The organism is Occallatibacter sp. (assembly GCF_049510455.1).
In the GTDB taxonomy this organism is placed as follows: domain Bacteria; phylum Acidobacteriota; class Terriglobia; order Terriglobales; family Acidobacteriaceae; genus Telmatobacter.
In genome coordinates this window covers 1-11,793 of the sequence record NZ_JBEKYX010000111.1, presented here as the reverse complement: position 1 = coordinate 11,793, position 11,793 = coordinate 1, and the positions used below count along the sequence as shown (strand labels likewise).

Annotated in this window: 7 protein-coding genes; 3 read left to right on the top strand and 4 right to left on the bottom strand. The window is 59.0% G+C overall.

The features are described from left to right. Both ABSG47_RS17810 and ABSG47_RS17805 read right to left on the bottom strand, forming a co-directional pair. Positions 1-773 (bottom strand): deoxyribonuclease IV (locus ABSG47_RS17810; protein WP_424171051.1); only part of this gene is annotated, 773 nt, incomplete at its 3' end. Positions 774-819: 46 nt separating this feature from the next. Then, a complete protein-coding gene (locus ABSG47_RS17805; protein WP_424171050.1) occupies positions 820-3,705 on the bottom strand; it encodes a bifunctional YncE family protein/alkaline phosphatase family protein in 2,886 nt (961 codons plus the stop codon). A 96-nt stretch (positions 3,706-3,801) separates the two neighbouring features. Here ABSG47_RS17805 and nagA point away from each other — a divergent pair, with 96 nt between their 5' ends. After that, the gene (nagA, locus tag ABSG47_RS17800) at positions 3,802-4,965 is read left to right on the top strand and encodes an N-acetylglucosamine-6-phosphate deacetylase (protein ID WP_424171049.1); all 1,164 of its coding nucleotides are present in this window, start codon (positions 3,802-3,804) and stop codon (positions 4,963-4,965) included. A 102-nt stretch (positions 4,966-5,067) separates the two neighbouring features. Here the strand turns inward: nagA and ABSG47_RS17795 are convergent, their stop codons facing one another. After that, entirely contained in the window at positions 5,068-6,927 is a 1,860-nt protein-coding gene (locus ABSG47_RS17795; protein WP_424171048.1) for a VWA domain-containing protein, read from the bottom strand. 75 nt (positions 6,928-7,002) lie between these two features. Further along, a complete protein-coding gene (locus ABSG47_RS17790) occupies positions 7,003-7,941 on the bottom strand; it encodes an N-acetylglucosamine kinase (RefSeq protein WP_424171047.1) in 939 nt (312 codons plus the stop codon). A 401-nt stretch (positions 7,942-8,342) separates the two neighbouring features. Here ABSG47_RS17790 and ABSG47_RS17785 point away from each other — a divergent pair, with 401 nt between their 5' ends. Continuing rightward, a complete protein-coding gene (locus ABSG47_RS17785; RefSeq protein WP_424171046.1) occupies positions 8,343-8,792 on the top strand; it encodes a BlaI/MecI/CopY family transcriptional regulator in 450 nt (149 codons plus the stop codon). Further along, on the top strand, positions 8,789-11,263 hold the full coding sequence (locus ABSG47_RS17780; RefSeq protein WP_424171045.1) for a M56 family metallopeptidase: 2,475 nt from the start codon (positions 8,789-8,791) through the stop codon (positions 11,261-11,263). Before ABSG47_RS17785 ends, ABSG47_RS17780 begins: the two co-directional genes overlap by 4 nt. Positions 11,264-11,793: the final 530 nt, after the last annotated feature.

Below are 11,793 nucleotides of genomic sequence, written 5' to 3'. Positions count from 1 at the left end.
GCGTGGGCGAAGCGTTTGTCGTTGAGCAGACGACGGAATGGCTCTATGCCGATGGTTCCCTTTCCGATGTGCTCGTGGCGGTCGAGCTTTGATCCGCGGGCGGCTTTGGCGTCGTTGCAGTGCCAGACTTTGACTGAGTCGAATCCGAAGGTGGATGCGGCCTGTTTCATGGTCTCTTCATAGCCTTCGGGCGTGACGATATCGTAGCCGGAGACGTGGGTGTGGCAGGTATCGAGGCAGACACCGACGGGAGCGTGGTTGCGCAGGCGCGTGACCAGCTCCGACACCTGCTCAAAGTTTGCGCCAAGGGAGTAGTCCGCGCCGGCGGTGTTTTCGATGAGGATGCTGAAGGGAGTTCCCTGCCAGGGCAGGCCGTCAATGGCTTTCTCGATGGAGTCCCCGGCCAGCTTGAGGCCTTCGTCTCGGGTGAGTCCTTTCCAGGAGCCGGGATGGAGGACAAGATACTCCGCGCCAAGGTCTAGGGCGCGCTGAATCTCGCCGCGAAATCCGTCTATGCTCTTCTGCCGTACCTCTTCGTTCTGGCTGCAGACATTGACCAGGTAGCTGGTGTGGATGACGAGCGGGCTGACGTTGTGCTTGGCGCGCAGCTCCTTCATGCGCGCGGCTTCTTCCGGCTTGATCTTGGGCGCGCGCCACATGCGCGGGCTGGAGGAGAAGATCTGGAAGGTGTTTGCGCCGACCTCTTCCGCGCGCAGAACTGCGTTCGATGCGCCGCCGGAGGTGCCGACATGAATGCCGATCCGTTTTGTCATGGCGTAAGTCTACTCTGCGGGACACGGCTCAGCGCAAACGAGATTCCTAATCGTCGTCATCATCCTTCGTCGTCCGTTTGACGCGCACCTTGAGCATCGCCGGCACAGGTTTGTCTCCCATGGTGTCCTTCCAGAGAATTACATTGAGCTTCTGCGTGTCGGCGTGGTCGGCGTGGCGAAAGTCCATCTTCATGCTGTCCTGCGCGCCGGGAGCGGTCTTCTTATTCGCCGTGTAGATGAGATTGTTGTCGCGGTTGGAGTAGTCGGCATCGTATACCGGCTGATCGCCTGCGCCGGTAAAGAGCGGAGAAAAGACCGATGCGAAGGCATCGTTGTTATTCATCGGCGGCAGGCCAAGTAACAGTTCCATGGTGCGGATCATGCTGACGGTGGTGTAGAAGCGGCTATCCACAATCGGCGCATCTGCGGGGCCGTGAGGCGCGTATTTGCTAATGGCCAGCGCTATCGAACGATGCGCATCGACATGGTCTGCCCCGGCTTGCGCGTCATCCTCCACAACGAAGAAGGCCGTATCGCCCCAGAAGGCTGAATGCGAAATGGCTTCGACGGCGCGGCCGACGGCAAGATCGTTGTCGGCGACGGAGGATTTCGGCGTGGGACCTCCAGGGCGCGTGCCTGCGGTGTGATCATTGCCGAGACGCAGCATCACGAACTCCGGCATGGTGTCTTTGCCCTGCTCTTTGTCCGCGATCCAGCCCTTGAGATGATGCATGAAGATATCCACGCGAATTTGGTCCGGCACCATGAGATCGAAGTCCGGAGCCTCTGGCGCATAGTGGCCTACCAGCTCCGGCTTGGTGGCTGTGTTGGTGGCGATGAGCGGAATGGCCCACGGCCATTTGTTCGTGCCACCGCCCCACGCTTCAGGTATTGGCTCGCCGGGCTCGATGGATTTCTTTGAGCAGTCGCTGCCGCGCAGCATGGGGCCTTCCTGCGGATTGGCTGGTAGCTGCTCCGATCGCGCGTCTGTGCAGAAGACGGTGGAGATGTATTCGCCAAAGTGGTAATACGTTTTGTGATGCGCGGCAAGGTTGGTCCACAGATATCCGCTGGCTGGCTCATTCACATCGGGAATTTTCTGCAGGATGGGATAGTTATATGCCACTACGCCTTCAAAGTCATACGTGCGCTGCGTGTTGCGATAGCTCTGCTGCCAGGTTTTTTCAAGATAGTCGCTGCCGATGGCGGCGTTCGACCAGACATGCCCATCACCTGAGACCTCGCCTGAATCGTAGAAGTTGTCGAGCACGCCGAACCGCAACGCGAGCTTGTGGAGATTCGGCGTAACATCCGCGCCGAACATGGTGAGGCTTGGGTCGCCGTTGCCTACAGGCTTGCCGTTGGATTTCAAATCGCCAAAGATCTGGTCGTAGGTCCGGTTCTCCTTGATGATGTAGATCACATGCTTGATGCGGCTTCCGCCGCCTGCACCTGCAAAGGCGATCTTCTCTTCGGCGCCCTTCATGCGGTTGGATTCGATGACCGCGGCGGTCCAGTTCGACAGGTGAGCCGCGATCTCTGATTCATCCACCACAGCGAGAGAACCATAGAGCAGCGTGCCGATATAGGTGCTGCGGTTCGCCGTAGGCCGGTCACTCGTTCCCGGAACAGTTGGCTGCGGCATGTTATTCGGGCCGGTGCCGCGCCCTTTGCCGGTGGCGATGTAGAGCTTGCCGCTGTTCCCGACGAGCGAGAATGGGAGCCACTCCGTGGGAATGAAGCCTTCCGCCGGAATGGCGGGAGCGAGAAATTTGGAGTTTGGTTTTGCGGCCGGCTTGATCTTCGTCGTATCGAGAACGGCGACGGCATCCGCGGCCATGTTCGCGACGTAGAGGCGCGTTCCAGCGGCATTCAGCGCCAGAGCGACAGGCTCCGCGCCAAAGTAGGTTTGACGGGGTAGCCGCGTGTCGAAGGTAGCCCGCACGACCAGCGCGCTTACATCGACTGCAGCTACACTATCCCGGTTTTCGAGCGCGACATAGAGTGTACGTTCATCCGGAGAAAACTCCAGCGCGCAGGGGTGTGAGCCTGGCGCTATTGGGTTTTCAGGCTTGTCCAGCGCGAGCTTGCGCTCCACGGTGAGCTTGGCCAGGTCCAATTCGACGATCTCTGACGCATTCCACAGCGCTACAAAGGCATGCTTGCCGTCTCGCGTTGCCGCAAGGGCAATGGGGTAGACGCTGGGCACGGCATCGCTCTCGGCAAGATCGAAGCGATGCTCGATCTTGCCGCTGGCTGCGTCTACCAGCAGCACATCATCGGAGAGATTGCCTGCCACCAGGATCTTCTCGCTGCTGGAGTCCCCAATCACCGCAATCGCCGCTGGAAACGGAATGCTCTTGTCGCCGTCTTTCTCGTCCAGGACACGCGTTTTACGACCAGGGGCGAGCTGCTGCGGAGGCAGTGGGATAAATCGCTCCTGCGCTATCTTGCCCGCGGTGAAGCTATACACGGCCACGCCATTGCCGGTGTCGCCCGGTTTTTCGCCATTGGGATCGGATAATGAACCCATGCTGGCATAGATATGCCGTCCATCATGGCTGAATGCGAGGCCGGAATAGAGGGTCTGCTTGCCGCCGGCCCGCAGGCGAAGCTGTGTGCGATCGTCGGGAAAATCTGCCACCGATCCGGTTTGCGTGTCATAGACGGCCAGCGACTGGTCATAGCGCGACTCGTATGTGCCGTAGCCGTCATTGAGGGTGACTACGTAACGCTTGTCCGGCGAAACGGCAATGGATACCGGCAGGCTGTTGAGCCTCTGCGGATGCCCTGGAACGTCTTCGATGAGTTGCTTGCTGGTGGGGAGATCGATTGTCTGGGATGGCGTCTGCGTGGCGCTTTGCGCGATTAGAGCCGCACCGCCCGTCAACAGAACTGAAATAGCGAACACAACAAGGCTCTTCGACTTCATGCAAACACCGTAGCAAAACAGGAGTGGTTGTGGTGTTACAAAAATGTAACTTGTTGGTTGAAGACATTGTCCTGCCGCCTGCGATAATGGGCAGCTATGCGCTCTGTATTTACAGCAGACCGGCTTTGGGACGGTCGCAAGGTTGTCGAATCGCCTGTCATCGTTGTTGAAGATGGCCGGATCGCCTCCATTGCAAGCCGGAAGGAAGCTGCGATTCCAGCGGGCGAACTGCATGCATTTCCCGGCCTGACGCTGGGGCCTGCGTTTTTTGACGTGCATATTCACGGTTCTGCCGGGCATGACGTGATGGAGGCTACGCCGGAGGCGCTGCTCACGATTGGAAATTTCCTCGTGAAGCGCGGCGTGGGTGCGTATCTGGCCACCACGGTTACCGCGCCGATCGATGCCACCCTGCGGTCGCTCAATGGGCTGGCGAAGCTGATCGAAAAGGCTCAGGAGGGCGCACAGGAACAAATCACGACCTGGCCCATCGGCATTCATCTCGAAGGACCGTTTCTCTCGCATGCCAAGCGCGGCGTGCATCCGCCGGATCTGCTGCTTGCGCCACAGATTGATGTCTTTGACCGGATGTTTGAAGCAGCAGAAGGCCACGTGCGCCTGATGACGCTGGCGCCGGAGCTGCCCGGAGCCGCCGAGCTTGCCGCTCATGCCACGGCAAAAGGCGTGCGCGTATCCGTTGGGCACTCAAATGCTACCGCTGCCGAGACGGATCCGGTGCTGGCTGCCGGAGCCACCAGCGCCACGCATACCTTCAATGCCATGCGCCCGCTGGACCATCGCGAGCCGGGCATACTGGGAGTCGTGCTGACGAGAGACGATCTTTTTGCCGAGCTGATCTGCGATGGCATTCATACTGCGCCGGAGTTGGTGCGGCTGTGGTGGAAAGCCAAGGGCGCAGAGCGCGCAATTCTGATTACCGACGGAATGGCTGCCGCTGGAATGCCCGATGGCCAGTACATGCTGGGCGGATTTCCCGTTCAGGTGGCGAATGGCAAGGCGATGGCGAACGGCGTGCTTGCAGGCAGCGTGCTTACGCTGGATCGCGCGCTGAAGAACTTTATCGAATTTACCGGTGCGACGGTGGAGAATGGCTTGCGGCTCCTGGGCGCGAATCCTGCTGCGATGACCGGATTCAGTGATCGGGCCGGTTCGGTTGCTGTTGGGCAGCCTGCCAACCTCGTCGCTGTGGATGCGGCGGGTAGGCTGGTGCAAGCGATTCATGCGGGCAGAATAGTTTAGAGATTGGAGTTGCTATCCCCGCAGGTGCTAAAGCCCGCGCCCCAACTACAGGGACATGGGCACCCGGCTTGGTAGTCGAACTGACTTTCTGAAAACAGTCGCCTAGCGGGACGCCAGGGCTTGCGGCACTACGTTCGGATGCACCTGGTCGACGGGAATCTCGACTGCGCCTACGCGATCGCTGCTGAGGTCGTGAATGCCTACGCGCAGGAAGTAATTCCCTTTCACAGGCACGGCAATCTGTTGCTTGACGGGCAGGCCGTCTTTCAGCAGCTTGCGGTAAGCCGCGTCTGTCATATCAAACGTGGTCGTACTCTGGATGGAGTTGATCATTTCGCCGTCCGCGGTGTAGAGCGCGGTCACAAATAGCAGAGAGGCATGCCGCTTGCCGTCCGGCGACTGCGTAATGCTCAGCGATCTCGGATCGGTGTGGATGTCGAGGTTGAAGGTGTGGAATGGCTTGTCTTTGTATTCCGGCTTGAGGTAATTGTCCTTCGGCAACGTGTCGCTCTTGCTCAGCTTCACCACGCTGTTATCAATGTCCACACTGGCTGTAAAGACAATTTCCGTGGGCGGAACAGCGCCAAGCGCCATGACTGCTTCAAAGCCGCCGTTAGGCCTCTTGATCGTCGCACCGTTTTCGTCTACAACAGGGGCATCCTGGGACGCCTGTGGCGGTGACTGGGCCGGCTGCTGCCCGGCCGCCATGCGCTTCTGAAGCGAGGCAAGCTGCCGCTGTTCGAATTGCGTGCGATCCAAAGCATAGTATCCGGGCCGGTACTGCAGCTTTACGCCGGGGCGGTTGACCGTGATCTGGATGTGGCGGAACTTGCCGTCCCACGTCTGGTTGGTGGTGGAATAGGCCAGCGTGTAGTAATTGGAGCCGTTGTTGACGATTTCGGCCAGCGTTTCCTTGAGGCCGTTGGTGTTGTAGTAAGCCTTGCCGCCGGTGGCATTGGCAACCTGATCCAGTTCCATGTGGCCAAAGGCCTGATTGTTGTAGAAGCCCATGCTGCTGACCGGCCGGCGGCGAGAGGCATCGAAGTTGGGCAGTGTCTGCAGGCCACGCGCATCAATGGGATAGACCGCGACGCGGCTCAGGCTCATTGCGTCGGTCAACCCGGCCATTTGGTCGTCAAAGACATTGAAACTGTCCTTGAAGGGATTGCCGACACGACGCTCCACCTCTTCCAGCGTGGGTGAGCCAGTTGCCCATTGGGGAACGGAGCCCGTGAACCAGACCAGGTTCTTGCGCCCTGGGAAACCGGCCAGATAGCGCCCGATGGATTGCATCCCCTGGCCCAGAATCTGGTTCTTTGAGACGACGTTGTAATAGTGGTTGCCGGGGGCCGGCTTCTGCAGCGAGGGCATGTCGCGCTTGCTATCTGCCGCTGCCAGCAGCACCTTGGGATCGGTGGAGAAGCCCTGGATCAGACGCATCTCGGTATCGAGTTGGAAGATGGCGATCGGCGTTCCAGGCTCCATGTGCTTGAGGTAGGAGATCAGCTGCGCGCGCAGTTGCATCTGCGCGTCGATGGGCGTGTTGAGCGCGTCCAGCAGGATCACCGTGTAGGCGTTGCTGTTGACCACCGGGGCGAAATTGGTGAAGGTATTGGGCGGCAGAGGCGGCGCGGCTTTCAGTTTTGACACATCGGCTGCGCTCAAGGTGGCGTGCTCTTCTATATGCCGAAGGAGCTGCGGCTGCTTCTCCTCGGTAATGGTGAAATCAGCCCTGGTGAGCCCGGTTACGGGATGATGATTCTGGTCTGTGACGACCACATCGAGCAGAACCTCACGGCTGGTGATGGTCAGCGAGGGCGCGGGCTGCGCGGCGATACTGGCCGGATCGGGAGCAGGGGCTTGCGGCTGTTGCGGCGTCTGGGCTGTAAGAGCAGATGCCAGAACCGTTGCGAAGAGAGCGGAGAGACGAAGGGGTTTCGCAAGAAGCGCCAAGTCAGGCATAAGACACACTCCTCCGTTAAATTCTACAGATGGAGACACAAAACATGGCTGAAAAGTCTCGTTCCGGCTTGAAATTTATGCGTTGGTTTGCAATAATACGTCGGCCAGCCGTTCGGCGCGCCATACGGCACCGTCAATGCCGTTGATTTCGTAGTCGAGCACTGGCATCTCTGGAGCTGCTGCGTGCAGACCGGCGAAGAAGCCTTCCCGGACAAGGCGCGACTTGCCGACGATGCTGCCGATCCATGCGGCGGGGACTTCCTGGCTGAGATTGTGCTTGCGCCGCAGCTTGGCGCGGACCAGCAGCACCGATTCCACCAGATCTGCCGCGGCTTGTTTCAGCACGCCAATGGCCACGGCATCGCCTTCCTCGGCAAGCTGGCTGATATGCGGTGCGAGGGTGGCAAAGTCCGGCCCCGGCGTGGCGTCGCCGATATTGATCAGTTCATCTATATCCTTTGCGTCCCAGAGGGTGCTCACGACGTCGAGAATCCGCGTCGGCTCCTCGTGATCGTATGCGCGCAGCGCGCGGCGCACGGCGTGCAGGCCAATCCAGTAGCCTGAGCCTTCATCGCCGAGACGCGAACTCCATCCGCCACAGCTCTCCCATCCTCCGTCCGGCGCGCGGCCAATGCAATTGGAGCCTGTGCCGGCAATCTGCAAAATCCCAGGACCGCCCTTGAAGGCTGCGTCGAGCGCAATGACCTCGTCGCCTACGATCTCCGAGCCGGTGATCTTGAAATCGGTGAAGACGGCCTGGATCCACTCCTGGACGCCAGGCATCTTGGAGGAAGCCACTCCCGCGCAGGCCGCTGCAAGCTGGGTTACGCCGGCCTGCTTGTAAAGCTCTGCCAGCAGCTCGCGCAGGTTCTCTTCTGCCACAGCTGCACCCACGCGCAGCCGCTTGATGGAGCCATTTTCCGCAAAGGCCAGAATGCGACCTTCGTGAGAAACGGACGCACGCGTCCGCGTTCCGCCACCATCCAGTCCCAGCACAATTGCGCTTTCGCTCATTCCCTGCCTTGCCCCACTGAACTGATAACCATTGTAAGAGCCTGATCGTTAGCAACGACCCGGTTGATTCCAAGTGACTCTTGTTTGACGATCTTTTTAACACATAGGTGTAACGTTACCACCATTATGAATAACGCTCCATCCCCACTGATACCATTTTGCCTCATTATGATCTACCGGGATCGGCCAAAAGCGTTTGCATGGCTCACGAGCGTCTTCTGTTTTGTGGAACACTATCGCTAACGGCGACCCGCTTCCCCCTCTGGAGCTCAGATGCGCGCGCGCCGGGCTGAACTATCGTGCGGGGGCGCGCAGGTCACGAATCCGTTTTAGCCCTGATTCAGCGCCATAAAAAAATTCTTGCGCGCTCACCTTCTTTGTATGTTACTGTCAGTAACACTATGACGCGTAACATTCCGTCCCCTCATAATCCGCCCGTTCACGATCCGAGTGATCTCGGCGAACTGGAGCGCGAACTGCTCTCCATTGTCTGGCGGCTGGGCACAGTCTCTGCCGAGCAGGCCCGCGAAGAGCTTGCACGCCCGCTCAAGGATTCAACGATCCGCACCGTTCTGCGGCGGCTGGAAGAAAAAGGCTATGTGGCGCACTCGTTGGAGAACCGCACCTTTATTTACCGTCCTGCGGAGTCTCGCCAGCGCGTTGCGGCGCGTGCGGCCAAGCGAATCGTGGACTGGTTCTGCGAGGGCTCGGTGGAGGCGCTGCTGGTCGGTCTGGTGGACCAGAAGGTTCTTGACCGCGGCGAACTTGCGCGGCTGGCCCGGCGCATTGCCGAGGCCCAGAATCAATCCGACCCAGCCAGAAAGCCCGTACAGAAGGAGGAGAAGCAATGATCGCCTTTGTTTCCTCAGCAGTGGTTCCAGTGGCCGCCGCGGCTCTCCGTGGCCTGGCTGCGGCGCTTGCCGTGGCGGGCGGAATTACGGTCCTGCGCCTGCGTCATGTGGTGGCGCAAAAGGCTGCCTGGACGCTGGTGCTGGCCGGCGCAATGCTCATGCCGTTAACTTCCCCATGGCTTTCCCCGTGGCTTGCGCAACAGAACTGGCTTCCCGCATGGCCTCCTGGCGCATCCACAGTGGGCTCCAAAGTTGTGACGAAATCGAAAGCATGGCTCGAATCCTTCAGTTCGTTCAACGCGCACGCCGAGGCGAAGGCTGCGGCGCCTGTTAGGGTTCCGGGGGCGAATCAGATGCGTGAGGCTTCCGCGCCCTCGTATGAGGAGCCGGCTCCTGTTGTATCTGCTTCGGCTCTAACTGTTTCTGCTGAAACTGCTTCTATTCCGGCAGTCGAACGCACTTCCACTCCGCAGGAACTTACCGGTCCGCTTGGGCCGCAGTATCCGCCACGCGCGATTGCGGCTTATGCCACACGGAAGATCTCTCCGATTCTGACGGCGGCCGCGGATGCCACATGGGCTTTTTATCTTGTAGTGGCAATAGCGCTGCTGGGGCGGCTTTTCTATGGCCTGATCGCTGCAATGCGCCTTTGGAAATCTGCCTGGCCCATTCAGTTGGCTGAGACAAGCATCCCTGTTCGTGTGCACAGCGAGATTACGTCTCCTGTCACAATCGGATCGGGCGTTTTATTGCCCGCCGATTACGCCGAATGGGATTCGGACAAGCTCGGTATCGTGCTTGCGCATGAAAGCTCGCATGTGCGCCAGCGCGATTTTTACCTGCAATTCGCAGCCGGTCTGTACGCAGCTATCTTCTGGTTCAGTCCGCTCGGCTGGTGGCTCAAACGCAAGCTTTCTAATCTGAGCGAGGCCATCAGCGACCATGCCGCCGTGGCTCAAGCTGCCAGCCGTACCAGCTACGCGCAAATCCTGCTGGAGTTTGCGAGCCGGCCCCACACCAACCATTTTGAAACTACACTTGGGGTCGCTATGGCACGCAAAGAACGCATTACCGAACGCATTGAATGGCTGTTGAACGAGACCCGCTTCCGGCAGGCCTTTGCCGGTGGACGGTCGCGTATCCTGGCCGCAATAATTCTCGCTCCACTGGCTGTCTTCGCCGCCACTGCTCTTGTGCGCGTGGAAGCCAAGGCGCAGCAGGCTCCGGCGGCGCAACAAACCAATCCGGCACAGCAGACCGCGCCCGCACAGGCGCCGGCCAGCGCCCCACAAAACGCGCAGGCAACCACTACCACCGGCGTCTCGCACCCGGATGATACGGCGATTACGATTCCGCCTGCTCCGGCAACGCCGGATATTGCGCCGATCGCGGTTCCAGTTCCCGCTCCTGTTCCGACTCCGACTCCGACTCCGGTTGTAGTGACGATTCCTCCAGTTCCGGCTTTGCTCGTTTCCCCGGACGTCAGTGTTTCCGTCGGCGCCATTCATCCGGACGTGAAGGTATTCGTCGGAGCGATTCATCCGGATGTACACGTCGCCACCAGCTCGTATGCGAACGTGGATACTACCTCCTACGGGCGCGGTTATTCCTATGCCTATGGTTCCAGCCAGTCAGGTTCCGGCCAGGACAAAGGCGATTCCTACGCCGTAATCACAAAGAACGGGCAGCATGAACGGTTCACCGGCAACGACAGCGACAAATCTTTCGAAAAGGCTCGCCAGCAGGCGCATGGCGACTTCTTCTGGTTCAAGCGCGACGGTAAGGAGTACATCGTGGAAGATCCGGCGGTGATAGCACGCATCCACGACATTTACCTGCCTATGGACCAGCTTGGCGAACAGATGAAGGCTCTTAGCAAGCAACATAGAGAAGATGCAGTGCTTGAGAAGGCAGACGTTGACCGTGAGTTGGCTGCGTCCGGCTTCAACCAGGCGGAACTCGAACGGCAGACGGCCGAAATGCGCGCCCGCGAGCCGGAGTTTCAAAAGCAGATGGCCGATTTGAGCGCGCAGATGGCAAAGATGCAAGTACCGAAGATTGCGCCCATCGATCAAAAGCAGCTCGATGACCTGAAACGGCAGATGGCGCAGCTTCAGGCCACGCAGCCTGACTTCGACAAGAAGCTATCGGAGCTGATCAATAAGATGGTCAGCCTCGAAATGCCGAAGATCAACGCGATTGACCAGCAGAAGCTGGCGGAATTGTCGGAGAAGATGGCCGAAGTCAGCAAGAAATTCGGCGACGACGAGGCCAATACCGTGTCCAGGAATGTGCAGTACAAGATCGATGCCGAGGCGTACAGCCGGATAGCTGCGAAGATGTCACAAATCGGTGCGGCGCAGGGCAAGTTGGGCGGTGAGATGGGCCGCATGGCTGGCGAAGCGGACAAGCAGATGCGCTCCATCATCGACGAGAGCGTAAAAGACGGTAAAGCGCGACCAGTGCAGTAAAGACGGGGACTTAAAGCATCTCTCCCGAAGATATAAAGTTCGGGTGCCCCACCCTCACCGCGCATTTGTTTTTGCGGCTAGGGTGGGGTCGCTCCACAGCAAGAAGAGAACTGCTCTGGTCGTGCCGAAAATCCGCCTCAGTTTGAATTGTTTTGTAACAGGGCACGACTTGAGTCGTGCCGAAAATCCGGCTGATAAAAGTCTATGGGCTTTAGCCCCTGCGGGATGTTTTTCAAACTGAGCCATTACCAGTTCGGGCGCCTACCCTCGCCGCGTATTCGTTTTTACGGCCAGGCTGGGATCGCTCCACAGCAAGAAGAGAACTGCTCTTTTCCTTCGCCCTTCGTCCTTCGTCCCTCGTCCCTCGTCCTTAGTTACCAAAGTCCACCACCCTTTCGTAACCCCACCTCCTTCAGAAACTTTGCATGCAATTAACCCCATTTATGCTTTACTCAGAATCAGCAGGAGAAAAAGCCACGGCCCGAACCCAAAAAGGATTCGGGCCGTAGCTCTTTCAAGGCAGCCGCGAA